26 protein-coding genes are annotated in these 23,683 nt (G+C 40.7%); 5 read left to right on the top strand and 21 right to left on the bottom strand.

Translation table 11 applies throughout. From position 1 onward, the window contains the following. Positions 1 to 183: 183 nt before the first annotated feature. The 8 genes from hisIE to RGB74_RS03805 are packed head-to-tail and all read right to left on the bottom strand — an operon-like array spanning position 184 to position 6,637. Entirely contained in the window at positions 184 to 831 is a 648-nt protein-coding gene (gene hisIE, locus RGB74_RS03840) for a bifunctional phosphoribosyl-AMP cyclohydrolase/phosphoribosyl-ATP diphosphatase HisIE (RefSeq protein ID WP_310761674.1), read from the bottom strand. After that, positions 828 to 1,586: an imidazole glycerol phosphate synthase subunit HisF gene (gene hisF / locus RGB74_RS03835; RefSeq protein ID WP_310761673.1), complete on the bottom strand. Its 759-nt coding sequence runs from the start codon at positions 1,584 to 1,586 to the stop codon at positions 828 to 830. The genes hisIE and hisF overlap by 4 nt, the downstream gene beginning before the upstream one ends. Continuing rightward, positions 1,580 to 2,314: a 1-(5-phosphoribosyl)-5-[(5-phosphoribosylamino)methylideneamino]imidazole-4-carboxamide isomerase gene (gene hisA, locus RGB74_RS03830; protein WP_310761672.1), complete on the bottom strand. Its 735-nt coding sequence runs from the start codon at positions 2,312 to 2,314 to the stop codon at positions 1,580 to 1,582. The genes hisF and hisA overlap by 7 nt, the downstream gene beginning before the upstream one ends. Further along, positions 2,311 to 2,949, bottom strand: a complete 639-nt coding sequence (gene hisH / locus RGB74_RS03825) for an imidazole glycerol phosphate synthase subunit HisH (RefSeq protein ID WP_310761671.1) — start codon at positions 2,947 to 2,949, stop codon at positions 2,311 to 2,313. Before hisH ends, hisA begins: the two co-directional genes overlap by 4 nt. Next, on the bottom strand, positions 2,950 to 3,543 hold the full coding sequence (gene hisB, locus RGB74_RS03820) for an imidazoleglycerol-phosphate dehydratase HisB (RefSeq protein WP_310761670.1): 594 nt from the start codon (positions 3,541 to 3,543) through the stop codon (positions 2,950 to 2,952). After that, on the bottom strand, positions 3,544 to 4,815 hold the full coding sequence (gene hisD, locus RGB74_RS03815; RefSeq protein ID WP_310761669.1) for a histidinol dehydrogenase: 1,272 nt from the start codon (positions 4,813 to 4,815) through the stop codon (positions 3,544 to 3,546). Next, positions 4,812 to 5,456, bottom strand: a complete 645-nt coding sequence (gene hisG, locus RGB74_RS03810) for an ATP phosphoribosyltransferase (RefSeq protein ID WP_310761668.1) — start codon at positions 5,454 to 5,456, stop codon at positions 4,812 to 4,814. The genes hisD and hisG overlap by 4 nt, the downstream gene beginning before the upstream one ends. Continuing rightward, on the bottom strand, positions 5,453 to 6,637 hold the full coding sequence (locus RGB74_RS03805; RefSeq protein WP_310761667.1) for an ATP phosphoribosyltransferase regulatory subunit: 1,185 nt from the start codon (positions 6,635 to 6,637) through the stop codon (positions 5,453 to 5,455). The genes hisG and RGB74_RS03805 overlap by 4 nt, the downstream gene beginning before the upstream one ends. Before the next feature lie 193 nt (positions 6,638 to 6,830). Between RGB74_RS03805 and cax the strand changes: the two genes are divergently transcribed. Together cax and RGB74_RS03795 are read left to right on the top strand one after the other, a co-directional pair. Continuing rightward, positions 6,831 to 7,919, top strand: a complete 1,089-nt coding sequence (gene cax, locus RGB74_RS03800) for a calcium/proton exchanger (protein ID WP_310762786.1) — start codon at positions 6,831 to 6,833, stop codon at positions 7,917 to 7,919. Positions 7,920 to 8,045: 126 nt separating this feature from the next. Continuing rightward, positions 8,046 to 9,068 (top strand): redoxin domain-containing protein, encoded by a 1,023-nt coding sequence (locus RGB74_RS03795; RefSeq protein ID WP_310761666.1) that lies wholly within the window; start codon positions 8,046 to 8,048, stop codon positions 9,066 to 9,068. 302 nt (positions 9,069 to 9,370) lie between these two features. Here the strand turns inward: RGB74_RS03795 and RGB74_RS03790 are convergent, their stop codons facing one another. Next, complete coding sequence (locus RGB74_RS03790; RefSeq protein ID WP_310761665.1) at positions 9,371 to 10,846, bottom strand: protein adenylyltransferase SelO; 1,476 nt, start codon at positions 10,844 to 10,846, stop codon at positions 9,371 to 9,373. 242 nt (positions 10,847 to 11,088) lie between these two features. Here RGB74_RS03790 and RGB74_RS03785 point away from each other — a divergent pair, with 242 nt between their 5' ends. The 3 genes from RGB74_RS03785 to RGB74_RS03775 are packed head-to-tail and all read left to right on the top strand — an operon-like array spanning position 11,089 to position 14,772. Then, positions 11,089 to 11,820, top strand: a complete 732-nt coding sequence (locus RGB74_RS03785; protein WP_310761664.1) for a GntR family transcriptional regulator — start codon at positions 11,089 to 11,091, stop codon at positions 11,818 to 11,820. Positions 11,821 to 11,825: 5 nt separating this feature from the next. Beyond that, positions 11,826 to 13,403, top strand: a complete 1,578-nt coding sequence (gene gntK, locus RGB74_RS03780) for a gluconokinase (protein ID WP_310761663.1) — start codon at positions 11,826 to 11,828, stop codon at positions 13,401 to 13,403. Between the two features lie 22 nt (positions 13,404 to 13,425). Further along, positions 13,426 to 14,772 (top strand): GntP family permease, encoded by a 1,347-nt coding sequence (locus RGB74_RS03775; RefSeq protein WP_310761662.1) that lies wholly within the window; start codon positions 13,426 to 13,428, stop codon positions 14,770 to 14,772. A gap of 225 nt (positions 14,773 to 14,997) precedes the next feature. Here the strand turns inward: RGB74_RS03775 and RGB74_RS03770 are convergent, their stop codons facing one another. The 12 genes from RGB74_RS03770 to RGB74_RS03715 form a co-directional block, all read right to left on the bottom strand. Further along, positions 14,998 to 15,546 carry a histidine phosphatase family protein gene (locus RGB74_RS03770; protein WP_310761661.1) on the bottom strand — a complete coding sequence of 183 codons (549 nt, stop codon included), beginning with the start codon at positions 15,544 to 15,546 and terminating at the stop codon, positions 14,998 to 15,000. A 24-nt stretch (positions 15,547 to 15,570) separates the two neighbouring features. Then, the gene (locus tag RGB74_RS03765; protein ID WP_310761660.1) at positions 15,571 to 16,038 is read right to left on the bottom strand and encodes an SRPBCC family protein; all 468 of its coding nucleotides are present in this window, start codon (positions 16,036 to 16,038) and stop codon (positions 15,571 to 15,573) included. Positions 16,039 to 16,256: 218 nt separating this feature from the next. After that, entirely contained in the window at positions 16,257 to 16,556 is a 300-nt protein-coding gene (locus RGB74_RS03760; RefSeq protein WP_310761659.1) for a hypothetical protein, read from the bottom strand. A gap of 47 nt (positions 16,557 to 16,603) precedes the next feature. Then, complete coding sequence (locus tag RGB74_RS03755; RefSeq protein WP_310761658.1) at positions 16,604 to 17,038, bottom strand: GNAT family N-acetyltransferase; 435 nt, start codon at positions 17,036 to 17,038, stop codon at positions 16,604 to 16,606. 258 nt (positions 17,039 to 17,296) lie between these two features. Continuing rightward, positions 17,297 to 17,884, bottom strand: coding sequence for a hypothetical protein (locus RGB74_RS03750; protein ID WP_310761657.1), 588 nt, complete (start codon positions 17,882 to 17,884; stop codon positions 17,297 to 17,299). A gap of 90 nt (positions 17,885 to 17,974) precedes the next feature. After that, the gene (locus RGB74_RS03745; RefSeq protein WP_310761656.1) at positions 17,975 to 18,490 is read right to left on the bottom strand and encodes an acyltransferase; all 516 of its coding nucleotides are present in this window, start codon (positions 18,488 to 18,490) and stop codon (positions 17,975 to 17,977) included. Then, a complete protein-coding gene (gene ppaX, locus RGB74_RS03740) occupies positions 18,491 to 19,132 on the bottom strand; it encodes a pyrophosphatase PpaX (RefSeq protein ID WP_310761655.1) in 642 nt (213 codons plus the stop codon). It abuts the gene before it with no gap. Next, positions 19,122 to 20,075: a nucleoside recognition domain-containing protein gene (locus RGB74_RS03735; protein WP_310761654.1), complete on the bottom strand. Its 954-nt coding sequence runs from the start codon at positions 20,073 to 20,075 to the stop codon at positions 19,122 to 19,124. The genes ppaX and RGB74_RS03735 overlap by 11 nt, the downstream gene beginning before the upstream one ends. Before the next feature lie 16 nt (positions 20,076 to 20,091). Continuing rightward, a complete protein-coding gene (lgt, locus tag RGB74_RS03730) occupies positions 20,092 to 20,907 on the bottom strand; it encodes a prolipoprotein diacylglyceryl transferase (protein WP_310761653.1) in 816 nt (271 codons plus the stop codon). Between the two features lie 22 nt (positions 20,908 to 20,929). Further along, positions 20,930 to 21,865: an HPr(Ser) kinase/phosphatase gene (gene hprK / locus RGB74_RS03725; protein ID WP_310761652.1), complete on the bottom strand. Its 936-nt coding sequence runs from the start codon at positions 21,863 to 21,865 to the stop codon at positions 20,930 to 20,932. Between the two features lie 77 nt (positions 21,866 to 21,942). Continuing rightward, positions 21,943 to 22,446: a GNAT family N-acetyltransferase gene (locus tag RGB74_RS03720; RefSeq protein ID WP_310761651.1), complete on the bottom strand. Its 504-nt coding sequence runs from the start codon at positions 22,444 to 22,446 to the stop codon at positions 21,943 to 21,945. 130 nt (positions 22,447 to 22,576) lie between these two features. Next, positions 22,577 to 23,077, bottom strand: coding sequence for an Hsp15 family protein (locus RGB74_RS03715; protein ID WP_310761650.1), 501 nt, complete (start codon positions 23,075 to 23,077; stop codon positions 22,577 to 22,579). Between the last annotated feature and the right edge of the window lie 606 nt (positions 23,078 to 23,683).

Here is a 23,683-nt window from a genome sequence, read left to right as displayed (position 1 = left end):
TTCGACAAAAACCACAAGAGGGGGTCTGACCCCACTTGTGGACAAATCCCTGATTTGTCCACGTGGGGAGAACAACTTCAGATTACATATGCATTTTACGGTATATGTTCTTTTATTTGTTACACGTTTATAAAACGCATCCCCTTAGAAATGAGCAAAAAAAAACGGCTAAGAAATAGCTTCTTAGTCGTCTTTTTTTGTATGGCGTTCTTCTAATGTCTTTAAGATGTCATCCAACGGTACGTTTTGTTCTTGTAAAAGGACCAAAACGTGATAAAACAGATCAGATACTTCCCATCTTAATTCTTCAGGGTCGCGATTTTTCGCAGCGATAATAACTTCTCCTGCTTCTTCGCCGACTTTCTTGAGAATTTTATCTACACCTTTTTCAAATAAGTATGTTGTGTATGCACCTTCTGGCATTTCGTGCTGACGCTGTGCGATGATTTCCTGCAACTCGTTTAAAATGGCATAACGATTTGAGGATGGACCAGCATCACTGTTTGTTTCTGCTTCAAACAGCGTTTCAGAAAAACAGCTGTACGATCCTGTATGGCATGCAGGTCCCTTTGGCTCTACTAAAATTACTAAAGCATCCTGATCGCAATCATATCGAATGCTCTTTACTTTTTGTGTGTTTCCCGATGTTTCACCTTTGTGCCATAATTTTTTTCGAGATCTTGAAAAAAATACAGTTTCGCCGATTTCGACCGTTTTTTCGAGCGAAGTTTTGTTCATGTATGCGACCGTTAAAACCTCTTTTGACTGATAATCCTGGACTACAGCAGGAATCAGACCGTTATCATCAAAATTCAAAGTTTCAAATTTCAACGTACAGACACCCCCAAAGTTTGCAATTCTGACTTTAGCTCTCCAATTGATGTTTCTTTATAATGAAAGATGCTAGCCGCAAGCCCCGCATCAGCCTTGCCAATCGTGAACGCATCGTAAAAATGGTCTGCCGATCCGGCACCTCCAGAAGCGATTACAGGAACGGTTACTGCCTCACTCACTTTTTTCGTCAGTTCTAAATTAAAACCGGATTTTTCACCGTCTTTATCCATGCTGGTCAGCAAGATTTCGCCGGCTCCCCGCTTTACCGCCTCTCTTGCCCAATCAGTAACTTCCCATTGGGTGGGTTTGCGGCCACCATGTGTAAATACCCGCCATGATCCAAGCTCTTCATCATATTTAGCATCAATCGCTACGACGATACATTGTGCTCCGAAGAAATCTGATCCTTCAGTTATCAACTCTGGTCTTAGAAGGGCTGCTGTATTTACTGAAACTTTATCAGCTCCTGCTCTTAAGACTCTTTTCATATCTTCTAGTTTATTGATTCCTCCGCCGACCGTAAAAGGGATAGCGAGTTCGGCTGCGACTTGCTCCACAACTTCCACCATTGTATCCCGGCCTTCATGGCTTGCTGAAATATCGAGAAAAACGAGCTCGTCTGCACCTTCTGCATCATAAAAACGGGCAAGCTCTACAGGATCTCCGGCATCGATTAAATTTAAAAACTGAATACCCTTTACAACTCTTCCTTCTTTAACATCCAAACACGGAATGATTCTTTTCGTCAGCATGACTCAACACTTCCAATCGCATCAGAAAGTGTGAATCTTCCTGTATATAAAGCTTTTCCGATAATAGATCCTGCAATTTTTCGTTCATCTTTTTTTACGTAAATTAAATCGTTAATTGAGCTGACCCCGCCAGATGCGATTACTTCTTTTCCAGTAACGCGTGCGAGTTCACCAATGGCTTCAATATTCGGTCCTTGCATCATGCCGTCCTTTGAAATATCCGTAAAAATAAATGTTTCAGCACCTTCTTCTACAAGACGTTTAGCAAGATCAACAGCTAAAATATGTGATGTTTCAAGCCAGCCTTCTGTCGCTACAAAACCATCGCGGGCATCTAGGCCAATCGCGATTTTACTGCCATATTTTCTTAACGCTTCTCTTACAAATTCCGGATTAGAAACAGCTGCACTGCCAAGGATTACTCGGTCAACACCTTGATCTAAATAGTATGAAACGTCATCCATGGAACGAATGCCACCGCCGATTTGCACTTTAACAGGAAGCTCTTTTGCCACCCGCAAGACGTGTTCATGATTTACCTTTTGGCCATCTTTAGCACCGTCGAGATCCACCATATGAATCCATTCTGCACCTTGATTTGCAAATTCTTTTGCCATATCAAATGGCGAATCGCCGTATACTGTCTCTTGATTATAATCCCCTTGCAATAGTCTTACACATTTCCCGTCTAGCATATCGATTGCTGGATAAAGTGTGAATGAACTCATTGTTTTCCCTCCTCAACGAATCGGCAAAAGTTTTTCAGCATCCCCATGCCCGTTTCAGAACTTTTTTCAGGGTGAAACTGCGTCCCCATAATGTGATTGAGCCCTACTACTGCAGGAACTTCAACACCTTCATAGTAAGCTGCTGCTGCAAGAACTTGCGGATTATCAGTTGCTACAACATATGAATGGACAAAATATACATAGCCCTCAGCCAGACCTTGAAGTAATGGCTGATTTTTTTGTTGAAAATGCAAATTGTTCCACCCCATGTGAGGGACTTTATACATTTTACCTTCTGGGTTTCTTCCGCTAAAACGGGTTACTTTTCCGGGCAGAAGACCGAGTCCTGACGTCATTCCGTTCTCAGCACTCTCATCAAAAAGGAGCTGCATGCCTAAGCAAATTCCCATTAGAGGCTTGCCATTTTCAGTTTCTGTTTTAATAAACTCAGCAAGACCTGTTTCCTCCAGCTGGTGCATCGCATCTTTAAATGATCCAACTCCAGGAAGCAGCAAGCCGTCTGTTTCATGAAGCTCTTCTGGATTTCCTGATAGAATGTAAGGCTGTCCGATTCTTTTTAATGCTGAACAAACGGAATGAAGATTACCCATTCCATAATCAATAATTCCGATCATCTATAACATCCCTTTCGTAGAAGGCACTCCTTTTACACGAGGATCAAGTTGAGTTGCTTCATCCAGTGCTTTTGTAAAAGCTTTAAATACTGCTTCAATCATATGATGCGTGTTTGTTCCATAATGAACGATCACATGAAGATTCATTCGCGCTTCTAATGCCAGTTTCCAAAAGAATTCATGTACGAGTTCTGTATCAAACGTTCCCACTTTTTGAGTCGGAAACTCTGCTCGGAATTCTAAATGTGGGCGGTTAGAAAGATCGATTACCACTTGAGCAAGTGTCTCATCCATCGGTACGAATGCGTTTCCGTACCGTTTAATTCCTCGTTTATCACCAAGAGCGCCTTGAATCGCTTGTCCGAGGCAGATGCCAATATCTTCAGTCGTATGATGATCGTCAATTTCCACATCACCATTTGCATTTACTGTTAAGTCAAAGTGTCCGTGGCGGGCAATGGCATCAAGCATATGGTTCATAAAAGGAACCGGTGTTTGAATATCGGCTTGACCTTCTCCATCGATTGAAAAAGATAAGCTAATCTGTGTTTCTTTCGTATTTCGTTCAATCGTGTGCTGACGTTTGTTTTCCATTTATTTTTCCTCCAGTCGAACATCAATTGCTCTGGCATGTGCTTCAAGACCCTCTAAACGCGCAAACGCAGAAATCTTATGCCCGTTCTCTTTGATCGCCTGCTCACTATAGCGGATCACACTCGATTTCTTCATATAATCATCCACATTCAGCGGACTCGAGAAACGAGCTGTACCGTTTGTAGGCAATACGTGATTGCTGCCGGCAAAATAATCGCCAACAGGCTCCGAACTGTATTCCCCAAGGAAAATTGCACCTGCATGCTTTATTTTTCCGAGCACACTCATCGGGTCTTTTGTCATGATCTCTAGATGTTCAGGAGCGATCTTATTAATTACATCTGTTCCTTCATCAAGTGAGTTTACAACATAAATTGCACCAAAATCTTTTATAGCTTGTGATACGATATCTTTTCTTGGCAGACTAGCAAGCTGCTCCTCAACTTCTGCCGCAACTTGTTCAGCCAGTTCCTGTGATGTTGTTACTAAGATTGCTGCTGAACGGGGATCGTGTTCCGCTTGTGACAATAGATCCGCGGCAATGTACTTTTCGTTCGCTGTTTCGTCAGCAAGAACCGCAATTTCACTTGGTCCTGCAATCATATCAATATCGCATACGCCAAAAACTTCTCGCTTCGCGAGTGCTACATAGATGTTTCCCGGTCCAACGATTTTATCTATTTTAGGCACAGTTTCCGTTCCGTATGCTAATGCACCAATCGCTTGGGCACCGCCTATTTTAAACATTCGTTTAACTCCAGCAACATGAGCTGCAGCTAAAACGGCCGATGGAAGCTTTCCATCTTTTCCTGGCGGCGACACTAAAACGATCTCCTCAACACCAGCGACAACAGCTGGTATTACACCCATTAAAACAGATGATGGATAAGCTGCTGTACCGCCTGGAACATAAACACCTACTGAATCAAGCGGTGTTAATTTTTGTCCTAGGAGAGTTCCGTCCTCTCTCGTAAAAAACCAAGATTGTCTTTTTTGCTTTTCGTGATATTCACGAATGTTGGCAGCTGCTTCAATTATAATGTTTACCAATTCTTGATCAAGTGATGAGAGAGCTTCATCTATTTCTTCCTTTGTAACCTCTAGTGATTCCAAAGATACACCATCAAACTGTTTTGTATAATCAAAAAGGGCTTTATCACCCTCGTTTTTTACAGTCTGCAAAATATCCAGTACCGCTTTGCGCTGCTGTTCCGTATTTTGCTCGACGCTTCTTGCAAGGCTTTTTAATTCTGTGACAGGCTGGATTTTCATGCATTATCCCCCTTGCTTTCCACAAGTGTCCGAAGCCGTTCGACCATTTCGTTGATGCGGACAGCATGCAGCCGATAACTGGCCGGGTTCACAATTAGACGTGATGTGATGTCAGCAATTCTTTCGAGTTCAACAAGACCATTCTCTTTTAACGTTCTGCCCGTTGATACGATATCCACAATGTGATCAGCCAATCCAATCAGTGGCGCTAATTCTATCGAACCATTCAGTTTAATCACTTCTACTTGCTGGCCTTGTTCTCTAAAATAGTGAGCAGCTACATTCGGATATTTGGAAGCGATTTTCGGTGCGATCCTCTCATGATTGCCGTCTGGGAGCCCCGCTACTGCTAAATAGCAGGCAGAAATATTTAAATCGAGCACTTCATATACATCTCGTTCTTCTTCCAGCATGACGTCTTTTCCTGCGATTCCGATATCGGCAACTCCGTGTTCAACATACGTCGGTACATCCATCGGTTTTGCTAGAATAAAACGTAATTCGGCCTCAGGAACATCGATAATCAGTTTTCTCGATTCATCAAATTCAGGAGGCAGAGGATAACCCGCTTGTCTTAACAGATCTACCGCTTCTTCAAATATTCTCCCTTTTGGCATCGCCATCGTTAAAGTTGTATTCATGAAAAGTCCTCTCCTTGCTGACTTCCTATTAAATAGTGAACTTCATCAAAACGTTTGCTGAAGTCATCGACGTTCGCTACACCAGAAAGGTCCTGCATGACAATCTGAGTACCTTTTTCTCTCTTTTCTTTCGCCCATTGCAATGCTTCTCTTCTTCGTTCTGGTGTAAACAAGATGCATTGCGGTCTCAAAGATACATTTCTGTAGTCTAAAGCTTCTATTAAATAATCCATTCGAATGGCAAATCCGATTGCTGGTGCGTGACGGTCAAATCGGCTTAACAATTCATCATAACGGCCACCGCTTGAAATGGGTGCTCCAATACCTGCTGCATATCCTTCAAAAACGATTCCCGTGTAATAGCTCATATGACTGAACAATGTAAAATCAAAGACAATATTTTGCGAAGCATTATAATCTTCCAACAAGCTGTACAGTGTTTTTAATTCTGCAAGCGCCCTCTGTCCTTTAACATTTGGAGACAATTTCGCAGCCTCCTTCAACACGTCTGCTCCTCCTCTTAAATCGAGTAGTTTTAATAATCGCTGTGTGTCGATCGATGAAAGAGGAAGTTCTTTCACGTGTGAAGCATATCCCACATAATTTTTTTCATTTAAATAACGCAGAAGTTCTCCTGCTCGATTATCATTTCCTAAAATCTCAGCTAACAGTTCTTGTACGAAACCGATATGTCCGACTGCAATTGTAAAAGATGAAATCCCGCTCTTTTTAATTACTTCTGTCATTAATGCGAGTGCCTCCGCTTCAGCACTTGCCGTTCCATCCCCAATCAGCTCGATGCCGACCTGTTCGAATTCAGCAGGTCTGCCCCCTTCACGCTGCTGGGCTCTGAAAACTGGCGAGCTATACGCAAGACGGATCGGATAAGCGACATTTTTCATGCTTGATGACACAACCCTGGCGATCGGGGCGGTCATATCTGGCCGCAAGACGAGTGTTTTTCCTTCCATATCTAAAAGCTTAAATAGCTGCTGATCTAAAATGGCTGAAGCTTCTCCAACTGTATCGTGATATTCCAATGTTGGTGTTTGAATAAACTGGTAGCCCCAAGCTTCCATTTCATTTTTTATCACATTTTTTATTTCTTCATTTTTTTGATAAAAAGCAGGCAGTGTATCCCTCATTCCTGCGGGCTTTTCGAATACAAATGGTTTTGACATTTACCTTCATCCTTTATATGAAAAGAGTTCTTAATTTTACAAACACTTTAGTTCGCTAATATACTACCATGATAAAGATTTATCTGTTAGTCTACACGTCCTTATTTATAAAGTCAACACAAAATGCTAAACTAAATGACGTTAAGAAAAAGGATTTTAGGGAATAGTATGTAAATAAAAATCTAGGTAAGAAATACATACTGTTTTAGAAAGGACGGAATCATCATTGTTTAACCGCATCTTTATGTTTGCTATCATTATCGGTGTACCGCTATCTGTTATTGGAAGCCTTATGCACTGGCCGGCTGTTATGCTTTTTGTGATTTACTGTGCTACGATCGTTGCACTCGCAGGTATTATGGGACGCGCTACAGAAAGTCTGGCAATCGTTGCAGGACCAAGAATAGGCGGATTGCTGAATGCTACTTTTGGAAATGCTGTTGAACTTATTATTTCTATTTTTGCTTTAAAAGCAGGACTCATAAGTGTAGTGTTAGCTTCTTTAACGGGTTCTGTACTAGGAAACCTTTTACTAGTTGGAGGATTATCCTTTTTTGTCGGCGGACTGAAGTATAAGCAGCAAAAGTTCAACATACATGATGCACGGCATAACGCTGGTCTTCTTATTTTTGCAGTAGTCGTTGCTCTTGTTTTCCCTGAGGTGTTCTCTTATAAACTGAACGATGCGGATTCACTTACGCTGAGCGTTTGGGTTTCAGTCATCATGATCATCCTTTATCTCGCTGCATTATTATTTAAACTTGTTACACATCGAGGCGTTTATGTTTCTGAGCACGATGAGGATCATGGTGAAGAAATTGCTGAATGGAGTAAAGGTAAAGCTCTTACTATTCTGGCACTTGCTACAGTTGCCGTCGCTTATGTTTCTGAAAAACTCGTACATACCTTTGAAGAGGTTGGACATACGTTAGGCTGGAGTGAAGTGTTTATCGGGGTTATCATTGTTGCAATTGTCGGTAACGCAGCTGAGCACGCATCCGCAATTATTATGGCCTACAAAAACAAAATGAACGTAGCCGTGGAGATTGCGATTGGCTCAACTCTTCAAATTGCCATGTTCGTCGCACCAGTGCTCGTCTTGATTTCACTTTTTTTCCAACAGTCGATGTCGCTCGTTTTCTCATTGCCTGAACTTATCGCCATGGTTCTTGCCGTATTCTTAACCATCACCTTAACAAGTGATGGCGACACGAACTGGTTTGAAGGACTTACACTTTTAGCAGCGTATGTCATCATGGGTGTTGGATTTTATCTTCTATAAATGAAAAGCATTTAGCGGTGAAGGATGTATATATCCTTCGCCGTTTTTCTTTGAGCAATTTTGGAATAAATAAGTTGATTCTTTGATACAGTGAATTATAGGACAAGTTAAGGACGGTGTGAAAACGTGGAGAACTATATAACGGTCGGATCTTTCCCTATAAAAGTGGTATGGCTAGCGATTCTAGGTTCTGTTCTAGTGGCTTATGGAGTATTAGCTTTAAAACTTAAAAATGAGGATGATAAAAAACAGCTGAGTGAAGTATTAAGCAATGCCATCGTAATGTTCTGGTTCATTTGGAAATTTAGCTACGCAGTTCTGCATCCGTTTCTCATTTTCAAACATCCGTTGAACCTCCTGTATTTTAATGGGGGTGAAACAGGAATTATCGTAGGCATGATTATTGCTGTTCTATACCTTTTATGTGCAGCAGGAAAAAGACATTTGGAGAGAAGCCGACTTTTTTATTGCGGGGTTTTAGGGTTAACCTTATTTTTCACTGTATTTTATGGAGCTCATTATTTCAGTGACACCCTTTTATCAGATGGATTGATTACCTTATTTTTTGCTGTTCTGTCTATTTATTTATATATACTTGGTGCTTTTCAGCCAAAGAAAACGGTTGTTTCAATCTTAGTGACCGCTCTTTTCTTTGCGGTAGTGACAAACGGACCTTTTAGCGATAAAAAAAGTGATACAGCAGCTATCGAAACAGCCGCTTCTGGGTTGAATCCAGGCAACCATGCACCAGATTTCCGACTCCAGACCCTTGATGGAAAAACCATAAAGCTTTCCGACTTAAAAGGGAAAGTGGTGTTATTGAACTTCTGGGCCACTTGGTGCCCGCCTTGCCGTGCAGAGATGCCTGAGATGGTAAGATTTTATAATGAACGTTCCTCTGAAAAAATAGAGATTTTGGCTGTTAATCTGACAGATAGTGATACAGTAGGTAATGTGAAAAAATTTACAAAAGACTACAAACTGCCTTTTCCAGTCCTTCTGGATTCTGCAGGAACAGTTGGAGACATCTATAAAACTGTTACTATTCCAACTACATTTGTAATAGATGCGAAAGGAACGATCAAAGAAAAACATATTGGACCGATGAGCTACGACATGATGACGGAATTTGTGAATGCCGCACGGTAACAAGTGCATTAAGATGAATTCGCTGTTGGAGTTGAAATTGGAGTCGGCGTCGGATTTTGCCGAAAATCGGTTCGTGGTTATTTGCAAATTAACGTGGAATTATTGAAATTAACGCGGATATATTGCGCTTTTTCGTGGATATATTAGGATTTACCGTTGAATTAAATAAAAAACAGAGCTTCTAAACAGATCGTAAAGCCTAAATTTATGACGGAGAAACCAAAATGACGCAAAATGAACAAAAAAAGACTCAGAAGTGAGCAAAAATCACTTTTGAGTCTTCCTTTTTCCCACTTATTTAATCATGTACCGCAAAAAGTTCGATATGACCGGTCTGAATCAGGAGGCAGATCAGTGTATTCCTCCTGCTCAGGTGAGTGAGCGTAAGGATTAGAAAGAACTGCAAGGAGTTTCTCCATCACGCTGTAGTCTTCTTTTTCCTCTGCTGCTTTTAGGGCTTCTTCTACACGATGATTTCTCGGTATTACAGCAGGATTGCTGTTTTGCATCAGCTCTTTAGAAGCAGTTTTTGACTCCGTCTGCCTGCCCAATCTCTCCTGCCATTTCTCGTGCCACTTAATAAATTCCGGAGTAGCAAACAGTTCTGTACCTTCCTTTGAATCGAAAGTTAAAGCACGGAAAGTATTCGTATAGTCAGCTCGATGTTTGTGCATCAGCTCCAGCAGATCTTCAATGAGCGATTCATCTTCATTCTCTTCATTAAAGAGCCCGAGTTTTGCCCGCATGCCTGTAAACCAGTTCCTATAAAAGAACTTGCCAAATTCAGATATTGCGTTTTGGGCAATTTCGACTGCCTTCTCTTGATCTTCATGCAGCAGCGGTAATATGGATTCCGCGAACCGGGCAAGATTCCATCCCGCAATACTCGGCTGATTTCCAAAAGCATAACGTCCTTGAACATCAATCGAACTGAAAACCGTTGCTGTATCATACGTATTCATGAAAGCACAAGGACCATAATCAATGGTTTCACCGCTGATCGTCATGTTGTCCGTGTTCATCACACCATGAATAAAGCCAGCCAATTGCCACTTAGCGATTAGCGACGCCTGACGCTTGATCAATTCTTTGAACAAGTTTAAATAGCGATCATCATTTTCTGCCACTTCTGGATAATGGCGCTTTAATGCATAATCAGCCAAAGCTTTAAGATCATCCACCGTTCCAAATCGCGCAGCGTATTCGAACGTCCCAACCCGCAGATGACTGGCGGCTACCCGTGTTAGAATGGCACCTGGAAGCTCCGTTTCTCGGATGATCGTTTCACCCGTTGTGACTACTGCTAAGCTGCGAGTAGTTGGTATGGCTAGTGCGTGCATCGCTTCACTGATGATGTATTCGCGAAGCATCGGTCCAAGCGCTGCCCTTCCGTCACCGCCCCTGGAGTATGGCGTTCTGCCTGAACCCTTTAGCTGAATATCAACACGATTGCCTTCAGGGGTTATCTGTTCGCCAATCATCATAGCCCGGCCGTCTCCTAATTTTGTAAAATGTCCGAATTGATGCCCAGCATAGGCTTGTGCAAGAGATGTCGCACTTTCAGGAAAGTGGTTACCTCCAAACACTGCTAAACCCTCTTCACCTCGGAGTTCATTTGGATCCAGTCCCAGTGATTCTGCTAATGGTTCATTGAGGATAATCAATTTTGGCGAAGGTACTGGATTCGGCTGGGTTTGGGTGAAAAATGTTTTCGGTAATCGGGAATAACTGTTTTCCAAGCTCCAGCCCGTTTTTATTTTTTCATCTCTATTAGACATCGAATCAACCTTTTTACATTTGTCATATTTGTATATTACCTTTTTTAACAAAATTCTAGACCCTCTTAATATGTCCTTCTCCACAATGATAGCATTCTCACCAGACTTCTCAACAAAATCGATCCGATCCACTAATCAAAAATAGTTTATTTTTCCATTTTATAAAAGCGCTTGCATTTTCAAATGTGTGTACTATAATAACTTGTATACAAGTATACTCGTATTTCTCAAGGAGATGAATGATGAGCGAATCTAAAGAACTTTTATATCCTGCAAAATGGCTATCTAAAGCTTCCGCTGGTGATCGTGTCGCATGCGAGCTTAGAATGCGTATTATTTCAGGCATAATTGAAAGCGGTACCATATTATCTGAAAATAAACTTGCAGCGGAATACAATGTAAGCCGTTCACCGATTCGTGATGCCTTAAAGGTATTGGCAAACGAAAACCTTATTCGATTAGAAAGAATGGGTGCTGTAGTTACTGGAATTACAGAAAAAGAAGTAGAAGAAATCTATGATGTTCGGCTGCTTATTGAAACGTTTGTTTTTGAACGGCTTGTAAAAATAGACACATCCGAAGTAGTGAGAGAGCTTAATAAAATTTTAGAAATGATGCTCATCGCTATCAAATACAGAGATGCTGATGAATTTGCATTTCAGGATGTTTTATTCCATGAAACGATTATCCGCGCTATTGATCATTCCTATATCACGATGATCTGGAGTAATACTAAGCCCGTTATGGAGAGCTTTATCCTGTTATCAATGAGAATGCATTTTAGTAAAAAATATGATGATCTTTCTCGTATCGTAAAAAACCATGAACTCTATATTGAAGCCATCAAAACAAAAAATAGAGACATCATGATTCAATCGCTTCACCAAAACTTTGATGATGTTCAAGGAAAAGTAGATGACCTTTGGATGTCACAACAAATGCTATCTAGAGCGAGGGAACAAGAAAAGGAGTAACAAAAATGACTGATATCGACGGTACACATAAACGAGAAAAGACTAGCTACATGATAGGTGTCGACATCGGAACGACAAGTACAAAAGCTGTTTTATTTAATGAAAACGGGAAGGTCATCTCCCAAGAAAATATTGGCTATCCCCTTCATACACCGGATATTTCAACAGCTGTACAAGATCCAGAACAAATTTTCCAAACTGTTTTGCAAGCCCTTTCAAATGTGGTTAAGCAATCAGACTGTTCTCAAAATGAGATCTCGTTTATTTCGTTCAGCAGTGCTATGCATAGTGTAATTGCTATGGACGAAAACGATCAGCCTCTAACTCCTTGTATCACTTGGGCTGATAATCGCAGTGAGAGCTGGGCGCGTAAAATAAAAGATGAGCTTAATGGGCATGAGGTTTATAGACGGACGGGGACACCCATTCATCCAATGTCGCCATTAAGCAAAATTGCCTGGCTTGTAAATGAACAGCCCGAAATTGCAGATAAAACGAAAAAATATATTGGGATTAAAGAATATATCTTCAAAAAGCTTTTTAACGAATATGTTGTCGATCATTCCTTAGCTTCTGCGATGGGTATGATGAATCTCAATACTTTGAATTGGGATGAAGAAGCTTTAAACATCGCCGGCATATCACGGGATCAATTATCTTCAATCGTGCCGACAACGTCGATTTTTAAAAACTGTCAGCTAGAATTGGCGAAGCAGATGGGTATCGATTCTCAAACGCCGTTCGTTATTGGGGCTAGTGATGGCGTGTTATCTAACTTAGGTGTCAATGCGATTCAAAAAGGTGAAATCGCCGTTACGATTGGTACAAGTGGTGCGATTCGAACGATTATCGATAAGCCGCAAACGGACAAAAAGGGCAGAATTTTTTGCTACGCTTTAACCGAAAATCATTGGGTCATTGGCGGTCCTGTCAATAACGGCGGTGTTGTACTTCGCTGGATCCGAGATGAATTTGCAGCATCCGAGCTCGAAACGGCAAAACGATTAGGGATCGATCCTTATGAAATCCTGACGAAAATTGCTGAACGAGTGAGACCAGGCGCTGATGGTTTGTTATTCCACCCATTTCTTGCCGGTGAACGTGCACCATTATGGAACTCGGATGTCAGAGGTTCATTCTTCGGATTAACGCTTTCGCATAAGAAAGAGCATATGATCAGAGCGGCTTTGGAAGGGGTGATTTATAATCTATACACCGTGTTTTTGGCTTTAGTAGAATGCATGGATGAACCTGTGACCCGTATTCAAGCAACTGGAGGCTTCGCAAGATCGGAAATTTGGCGTCAAATGATGTCTGATATTTTCGATGCAAATGTAGTTGTTCCTGAGGTTTACGAAAGTTCATGTCTAGGTGCTTGTATTCTCGGTCTGTATGCTATTGGGAAAATCGATTCTTTTGATGCCGCTTCTCAAATGATCGGCAACACCTATACACATACACCAAATGAAGACGCGGTAAAAGAATATAGAGAATTATTGCCGATTTTCATCAGCCTATCGAGAAAATTAGAAGAAGATTATTCACGAATTGCTGCTTATCAACGAAACTTAAGCAAAAAATAGTACATTTAGGGGGATTATTATCATGCCATTATTTATAGTTGCTTGCGGAATTTTAGCGTTACTTTTATTAATCATGTATTTCAAATTAAATACATTTATTTCTTTAATCATCGTTTCATTTGGTGTTGCATTAGCACTTGGAATGCCGCTTGATAACATTGTAAAATCGATTGAAGCTGGATTAGGAGGTACCCTTGGTCATTTAGCTCTCATTTTTGGACTTGGTGCAATGCTAGGTAAGCTGATTGCTGACGCAGGCGGCGCACAGCGTATAGCCATAACTTTGATTGAAAAATTTGGCGAAAAGAAAATTCAGTGGGCGATTGTTGTCGCTTCATTCATTATCGGTATTGCTCTATTCTTTGAAGTAGGTCTAGTATTATTGATTCCAATCGTATTTGCCATTTCAAAACAATTACGAGTTTCTATTCTTTATCTCGGCATTCCAATGGTAGCAGCTCTATCCGTAACACACGGTTTCTTGCCTCCTCACCCGGGACCAACAGTAATCGCAGGAGAATTTGGCGCTAACATTGGTGAAGTTTTACTTTATGGTTTTATCATTGCTATCCCAACCGTTATTTTAGCAGGTCCCGTATTTACGAAGATTGCTAAAAAAATTGTTCCTGATTCATTTAACAAAACAGGTAATATCGCCTCTTTAGGTGAACAAAAAGAATTCAAACTAGAAGACACACCTTCGTTTGGTATCTCAGTATTTACAGCAATGCTTCCTGTTATCTTAATGTCGATTGCGACGATCATTACTTTAATTCAAGAGACAATGGGAATTGATGATAGTAAAGGATTTGAAATCATCCGTTTTATCGGTAATGCATCGACTGCAATGTTAATTTCTTTACTTGTAGCCGTTTATACAATGGGATTAGCAAGAAAGATTCCGATGAAAAACGTAATGGACTCTTGTACAACTGCTATTACACAAATCGGTATGATGCTTCTTATCATTGGGGGCGGCGGTGCTTTTAAACAAGTACTGATCGATGGCGGCGTAGGTAACTTCGTAGCAGAATTGTTTAAAGGAACTTCTTTCTCACCGATCTTGCTCGCATGGATTATCGCAGCCATTTTAAGAATCTCTCTAGGTTCTGCCACTGTTGCTGCCTTAACAACGTCAGGTCTAGTCATACCGTTGCTTGGTCAAACTGACGCAAACTTAGCTTTAGTCGTTCTTGCAACAGGTGCTGGAAGTTTAATAGCTTCACACGTTAATGATGCAGGTTTCTGGATGTTTAAAGAATACTTCGGTTTAAGCATGAAAGAAACATTCGCAACATGGACATTGCTTGAGACTATAATTTCCGTTGCTGGATTAGGATTTATCTTATTATTAAGTTTGTTCGTATAAAGGCTAAAAGCCCTGTAAGAATCTTCTTACAGGGCTTTATTATGTAATTTGATTCTCTTTTCTCTTTACAAAAAAACGATGCTGACGACGAGATTCGCCGCTTATCAGCCCTCAAAGTCAATTAAGAAGCAAGAAGGTCGAGAAAGAGAAGGTTCGAGGACACGGATCGTATTACACATACGTGAGTACCGCAGAACCGAATCTGACGACGAGATTCGCCGCTTATCAATTGACGTCATTGACGTAAAGGTAAAGCTTAGCATTCTCCGGTCTCCCCAACCGCGGTCCATTAAACCCTCGTCTAATCAACTCTTTCCTCATAAACATCATCAGCGCACCATGACTGACGATGAGTGCACTTTCACCACTTTCCTCTATCACTCGGTCAATAATCCTTGATACTCTCTTTTCTACATCTATTCTGCGTTCCAATTGCGATTTATGGTTAAAAAACCAGGCAGCTCTTACAAATAGGGGATAGAAAAGTACCGGCAGTTTTATATTGCGTTTGAAGAACGGATATACAGGAATCTCCCTGAGGTCATCTGTTTTGATGAGTTCTCCCGTAAAGATTTTTTCAGCCGTATATTCCGCTCTGCGAATCGTGCTCACATAACACTTTTGCCACTCAATATCTCCTAAATCTACTATTGATTCTTCAACATCGGATTCTTCATATTCTTTTAGCCATTGATCAAATTCTGAAGGGGTAATCCATTTTTGAGTCGGATAACCTCTTGTCACTTTAAAGTGACGCACTAAACCTATTTTCATTTTTTGACACTGCCATTTCATCTATTATTTTGTATAATTAACTTCATTTTCAGCTATTTCTTTTAGAGCTTTGGCTCGTTTTACAAGAAAACGGGTCATGTACTTCTTTAAAAACAACCAATCTGCTAAATTACCGAGAATGCCAAGAGGAGACTTGTAATCAAAATGATCCACCATTACTGTACCATCATTGCTCTCTTCAAATGTATGGGTATGTGTGAAAGAATGAAATGCTCCTTTCACCATCACATCCACAAAATGAAAGGGTCTTTCCATCTCAATTATTTTGGCGGTAAGCCGCTGTTTTATGCCAATGTGAACTGCTTCCCATGTAACCGAATCTCCCTTTTCCATCAATCCAGAAGTAATACCGGAAACCGCTCTTTCCTTTGTATGAGAAGTTGTTTGTGTATGTACTTCTACATTCCTTGCTAGATCAAAACACATTTCAATAGGTGCTTGTATACATTCTCGATGCTCAATCACTGGCATTGCATGAACCTCTTACTTTCTTTTAATTATGGTTGGTTTCGTAAACTTTGCTGCTAATGGAGGGTATGGCACTAAATCGTGCGTAATTCTTTACACTAAAGACTTTTTAAAATGTTCATCTTATCAACCGCTAAAAGGTATTCCATTCAAAACCGCTTCGTTGTTTCCAAAAATAAAAACATCCAAATGAATGGATGCTTTTTCCTTATATGACTATTCTACGTATAAAATGAAATCCCTTCACGCACCCGTTCTTCAAAAAAGCTATGAAAGTCCGACTGCGTTAAGTAATGACGAAGCTCTTCACTCGTGTTAAAAACATCTTTTACCTGCACAACTCCGAGTTGATTCTTCTCCTCAAACATGATGAGGCCGTAACCGATCGTTTTTTTGAAAATAATCGGTGTACCCGATGTCAGTACAGCTGAAAATTGTTCTTTATTTTCAATTGGAATGAGTGATTCTTCTTTATGAACTGGTCCTATAAACCACTGCTTTACTTTATCTTTGATGCTCATTTATTATCCACCCCACATAATGCATACTATGCGGGCAGCCTAAAATGTTACAGGTTTTTCTCTAGAATGATTTTAGGTTCACCTTTGCTGTCTGTGTAGGTACCGATAATATCAAAACCATGTTTTAGATTTAGTATCAGCATGCTTTTCCATTTATTTTTTGTCTTCGTTTGAATGATGTTAAAACCATTCGAACTGCACCATTTGTGCTGCATCTCCATCAGTTTACCTGCTATTCCGTTATTTCTGAAATCTGGATGGACACCGCCCAGCCAACTGTAATACTTACTAGGCTTTAGTTCGTACCCGGCTTTAAAACCAATCACTTGATCATCTGAAATAGCGATCCAAGCTCGAAAGTTTTTCATAACTGGAGGCTCAGTCATGCGATCTGAACCTTCAAATATACGCTTATACAACTCTAAAAGACCCTCATGCTCTAACACTTCTGTTCCTTCAAGCTGTTTAAATGTCAGCTGCATCCCATTCACCTATCCTTTAATAATAAAGCTCTGTTATTTGATAGTGTTGATTCCTTGAAAGTCAGAAAATCGACTCCCTTTCCACTTACGAACCGCCATGCCTCCTTGTCGTACCTCCTGAGGGGTCTCGTCAGCCCGTTTTTCTAGCCTGAGTGTCGCAGATTTTCTTTGTCATTTTAACTGCGATGTTTAACAGGGCCAATAATAAAAAAATGACACCCAGTTCGATAGGCGATTGGGCGCCAATTTAAAATAAGTTTATAGTTTTTTCCTTCTTAGACGTTTTACTTTTACGAATTGATTGGTGAACTGATCAAGTTCTTCATCCCGATAAATATAAAAAAAGCGATGATGGTGCCCGTCTTTCTTGTTGGAAAGGTCGCAATTCATATGTTCATCAAGTTCACTGCGCGTCAGCTCAACCGTATAAAGCTTGCCGTGATTCGGTATGTCTAGTTGGATTTCGTTTAAAAAATGGAGTTCTTTAAATAAATAAATAGAAGTATCAAGGAGAAATTCACAAATTAAATCTTCTGAACCAAAATAATGCTGAAAATGCTCGCGTGTAAACGCAGGATGGGGTACATAACGCTTGTAGGTAGAATAATCGCCGAAAAAAACCAGTTTTGCACGAGTGCTTTGAAGTTCATAATGCTTAACGAGGCCGCTGCCTTTCATTTTAGAAACCGCTGTCCGGAAACGGTAAGTATCCCGGGCGGCAAGCTGTTCGACCTTATTCTGTGGATGAGCTATCGGTGCATGTTGAGACTGGCAGTTGTCTTCTACTAGGTGTCCAATTCTAAATGTATTCTTCAAAAAAACAATCGAGAATGATTTCCTTCTCATAGTATGCGCCTCCAGCTTTCGCTTTTTTGCCTGATTTAAGTATACGATGAAACAATGGAAAAATCCAAGAGGGGAACATCCGACAAATTTCTAGCTGTTTGTCGTTTCCCTCTTAGACCGTTCTTCTTTTGTATAAATCACTTGCATCGGATTCCCTCCGACGAATGAACCCTCTGGTACATTTTTATGAACGAGTGTCCCCGCAGAGACAATCGCACCATCTCCAATGGTTACACCAGGCAGAATCGTAGAATTTGCGCCAATCATAACCTCATCACCAACGATTACGTCGCCTAGGCGGTATTCCTTGATCAAATATTCATGAGCAAGAATGGTAGTGTTGTAGCCAATCACGCAGTTCTTACCTACAGAAATACGCTCGGGGTACATAATATCCGGCATTACCATTAGAGCAAAAGCCGTGCCTTCCCCCACTTTCATATTTAAAATAGTGCGGTAAAGCCAGTTTTTCATCGGTAAAAAAGGGGTGTAGCGAGCAACTTGGATCGTTATAAAATTTTTCACGACTTTCCAAAAAGGGACCGTATCGTAAACTTGATATAACGAGTTCCTGCCTTTTACAGGATAACGCTCTGTATCACGCACTTATCTCTCTCCTAAAACATCCAGCAAATCCGTCATATGGTTTAGCATATAATCCGGATTAAACTGCTGCAGATAATCATTTCCCCGAATCGTCCAAGATACACCAGCCGTTTGTGTTCCTGCGTTCTGGCCGCCAAGAATATCATATTTACTGTCACCGACCATAATCGCTTCATCTGGTTTCGATTGCAGTAAAGCTAAAGCTTTTAAAATCGGTTCTGGATCTGGTTTTGCCTTTTCGACATCATCGAGCGTAACAACTGTTTTGAAGAACTTATCTAGACCAACGAGCTTTAATCCCATTTCAACAGTATTTCTCATTTTCGTTGTTACAATGCCCAATTTATAGCCTTTTTTATACAATTCTTCTACCGTTTCGAAAACTCCTTCAAACTCAGTAACAAGGTTATCGTGGTTAGAAATATTATGTTCACGGTAAGTCTGTATGAGTTCAGGTACACGATTGATGTCGATCTGTTCCATCGTTTCAACGAGCGGCATGCCCATAAACGGAAGGATTTGTTCTCGATTGTACTGCTCTGGAAAGTATTTATTTAAAGTGTGAAGAAAAGAGGCAATGATTAGTTCGTTTGTATTAATCAAAGTCCCATCTAAATCAAAGAGTATGGTGTTACGCTTCATGTTGTGCTTCCTCTCTTATTAAACTATTTTTCCGTTCCAACTGGTTCCAGACAAAGGCCACAAGCATCGTAAGAAAAATGGCTGTTACGAGCCGTATAACCAATAGCGGCAATACAGGTATACCGAGTGGAACGAAGATTAGTGTATCTTCAACGACAGCATGACAGCTGACAAGGAAAATAAAAGCTAAGTACAAATCCCTTTTTGAAACGCCATCTTCCTTCGCAGCCTGCAGCATCACACCCGCTCCGTATGCAAGGCCGATTGTCAGCCCAGCAGCCATCGTCATCGACGTATTGGGTTTCATACCTAACAGTTTCATTGCCGGTGCCATCCAATTTGAAAAGCGGTTCAGCCAGCCTGTATCTTTTAAGTATTGCATGATGATCATCAAAGGTATAACAATCAGTGCAATCTGTAAGATACCAAGTGCCGCTTTTTCAAGGGCAGCGAGTGTAATTTCACCCCAGCCGTTCGGTAATGCATCAGGCTTTGATATGAATCCATATTGCGCTTTTTCCGCTCCGCCATCCCACAATACATTGATCAAAAACGCAGCGATGAGCGCCAATCCAACACGGACAAGCAAAATCACCCATAATTTGATGCCGACACTTGCGGCCACACTGGATTCAATAAAAAGATTGTGTGAAAAAGACAGCATAACAGCAAGGATAAAAACGTCTTGAACCGAAAGTGAATCGAGGGTTAAAATACCCCCGATCCCCGCATAAAGATTAAGAAAATTACCGAGCACAAGCGGAATCGCTGCCTCACCAGGCAAGCCGATCCACTTCATCGCGGGTGAAATTGCAGTAATAATCCAATCCATAACAGGTGTATGACTAAGAATCGTAATGATCAGTGTCACTGGAAAGATGATTTTCCCGAGCGTCCAAGTGGTTTTCAATCCTGCTAGTGTTCCATTTTTTAACGTCTCCACTTTTCACGCGCCCCCTTTAGCTTTCTAAATATCGTTTTTCCGCTAACCCTGTCTTTCTTCTGTAGATCCAGATAATGATCGCACCTGCAATCCATACTAAGCTCATTACTTGAGCGATTCGGAGCGATGTATCCCAGACGATCAAGCTGTCTGTACGCATTCCTTCTACAAAGAAACGTCCGATCGAATACCAGATCAAATAACTTAAGAACAGTTCCCCTCTGTGCAGGTTGACTCTTCGTAAATACAATAAAATGCAAACACCTAGCAAACTCCAAAGAGATTCGTATAAAAACGTAGGATGATAGTAAGTACCATCGATATACATTTGGTTAATAATAAAATCCGGCAGATGCAGCGATTCAAGAAATCCTCTCGTTACAGCTCTGCCATGTGCTTCCTGATTCATAAAATTTCCCCAGCGGCCGATCGCCTGACCAAGCAAAATACTTGGAGCCGCTATATCAACGAGCTTCCAAAAAGAAATGCCTCTCTTTTTCGAAAAAATAAGAGCTGTTAAAAAGGATCCGATTAAAGCACCGTGAATCGCGATGCCGCCTTCCCAAACCGCTAAGATCTTACTCGGATGATCTTTATAAAAATCCCATTCAAACGCAACATAATAAAGTCTTGCACAAAGAATCGCGACAGGTACCGCAATCATGACTACATCCACAAAAGTATCTTTTTCCAAGCCTCTGCGTTCTGATTCTCGAATAGCAAGAAATAACCCCAGCAGGGCTCCTAAACCAATAATAATTCCATACCAGTAAATCGTCAGCGGTCCTAATTCCAACGCAACCCGATTTAAAGGCTGAATCGTTTGTTCCATGTTCTCCACTTCCTTTTATCTCTTAAAAGTCGTCTTCATCCCCAGCTTCAATTACGTTTGTCAGTCTTTCCGAGAAATCCTGTGCTGCGTTCATGCCCATTCGCTTCAAACGGAAGTTCATTGATGCCACTTCAATAATGACAGCTAAGTTTCGTCCAGGGCGGACTGGAATCGTAAGGATCGGAATTTCGGTATCGATGATCTTCGTCGTCTCTTCTTCCAAACCTAATCTGTCGTACACTTTTTTAGAATCCCAAATTTCCAGGTTCATAACGATTGAGATTTTTTTATAATTACGAATTGCTCCAGCTCCAAATAAGGTCATTACGTTGATGATACCTAAGCCTCTTATTTCAAGCAGATGCTGAATGAGTTCCGGTGCACTTCCGATTAATGTTTGTTCATCTTCCTGACGGATTTCTACAGAATCATCGGCTACAAGTCTGTGACCGCGCTTCACAAGCTCGAGTGCTGTTTCACTTTTACCAACACCTGAGTTACCGGTAATCAGAACGCCGATCCCATATATATCTACAAGCACACCATGCTTTGCGGTTGTGGGTGCTAGCCTGCTTTCCAAAAAGTTTGTTATACGGCTGGAAAGACGAGTCGTCGTTACTTTCGATCGCATGATTGGAACGCCTGATTTATGAGAAGCTTTTAACAGCTCTTTTGGCACTTCAATATCCCGCGAAATAATAATGCCGGGCGTTTCATCCGTACATAGCTGTTCAAATCTCTCCATGCGCGTTTCTTCGTCCATTTCTGATGTAAAGGTTAGTTCTGTTTTTCCCAGTAGCTGAAGACGTTCAGCGGGATAGTAAGTAAAATAGCCTGCCATTTCTAAGCCTGGACGTGAAATATCACTTGTCCGAATCGTGCGGTGAATTCCTTCTTCTCCGCTTACGAGCTCAAGTTGAAATTTATCGATTAATTCATAAATATGTACCTTCGCCATAGGGTCCTCCTTGCCATTTTCCAATGCTTATATTGTATCACTTCACCTCCTTATTCTCCAAAAGTGTGAAATATTTTTTAATAATCATACTCCGATACAAACACTTGGACAGGAATGGCATTAAATGAAGTTGTTTTTTCAAACTTCATTCCTAACTTTTCTGCTACTTTTATCGATCTCGTATTACGTTCTTGGATGAGGCAAATCACTCTATGAAAACCAAGTGTATTTATCGCATATTGGTGAAAATAGGCTGCCGCCTCTGACGCATAGCCTTTGCCCCAGTGATTCTTTGAAAGCCAATACCCAATCTCATATTCTTTCTTGCCATCTATTATTTGGGTTACGATCCCCGCGTGGCCGATCGGCTGATTCGTTTCTTTTAAGGTAATCAGGAACAACCCGCGACCATCCTTATAACCTGGAAGAAGCCAGTCGTTAAAGCTTTTGCGAGCTTCTTCAATCGTACGAGTGGTTCCTTTTCCAATATATTGAACCACATCTTTGTCCGCCCATAGTGAGGCAAAGAAAGGAAAATCATCATTCGTATACGGATTAAATACTAATCTTGTCGTTTCCAAATCCCCTTACCCCTTTCTTTAAAAAAACTTGCCTTTCGCCAAACCTTCATTATGGGTACAAGTTATACTTCTTTTAAGTGCTAAAAAAGACCGTTCATAAAAATATCAAACGGTCTTTCTCTATGTTGAATTATTTTGCTTTTATTAAAATTTTATCATGAAGCGAGAGTCTTTGGCTTGGTTTCGTTAAACAATTGTTTAGTAGAATTGTACCTTCTTTAATTTTTTGTGAGATGGCTGAACGGCTAACACCTTCAATTTGTTCGGAAAGTGCCCGGTCTAAACGAAAATGGCCATCCACTTCTGAGATTGTAATTTCTATCAAACCATGAATAATGTGGCCCAATACTATCTTTTTATTTTCCGGTACTGTCTCAAATTCAGTTGGGACAATTGATGCTGGGTCGACATGTTCTGAAAATGATTTATAAATACCCCGTTTTTTATTCCAGGAATGGTTCTTCGGACATTTATAGATAGCAAATTGGTAAATATTTTTACCGTTCGCATTATGTCTTCTGTTTGTTGTATCTGTAAAAGTGACTACTTTCCCGCACATCTTACATTGTTTATCTACCGTATTTGCTTCTTCTTTATGACGAAGCACTAATGAATATTGTTGAGTTTGCATAGTTTCTTCACCTCGAAATTTGATAAGTGAAGAAATACAACTTCTATTTGAATGTCTTGCAGTCCCCAAATTTGTTAATTTAAAAGCGAGTAGATTAAGGTAGCAAAGTTTCTAGGAACGACGAGCATAGCTTGCACGAAAACTGCGAGTTACAACGAGTAATCGAAGGAGCAAGCATATTTCGATTAGTACCACAGAAACAAAGCTGACGACGAGATCGACGCTTATCAATATACAAAACAAAAAAAGCTCCCCCGCTAATAAGGAGAGCTTTGAACGCGCATCGTTATAAAACTAACGGACTGCAGTTCGCTGTATTTCCTCTGTAATGGGATGTAGACAGACTTCTCCCGTGGTCAAAAACATTGTGTTTTTTAACGGTTAAGAAGCGATCCAGTTGTTTTCCATTACAGATTATATGTTGGCATACAGGTCACGAAGTTCCTTTCTTTCAAACAGATGCTTTTATTTTATCAAATCATTCGATTTATTACCATAATTTTCTGAAAAAAATTGTATTTTTTTAGGTCATTTTCGTATGAACCTTAATCAACCACTTCTAAGAGCAAAAACGGTTTCGAACACAGCAAAAAAATAGGATGACTC

This window comes from Bacillus sp. NEB1478 (genome assembly GCF_031582965.1).
GTDB lineage: Bacteria > Bacillota > Bacilli > Bacillales > Fictibacillaceae > Fictibacillus.
The sequence above is the reverse complement of the archived record's forward strand: the minus strand, read 5'-3'. Positions and strand labels throughout refer to the sequence as shown.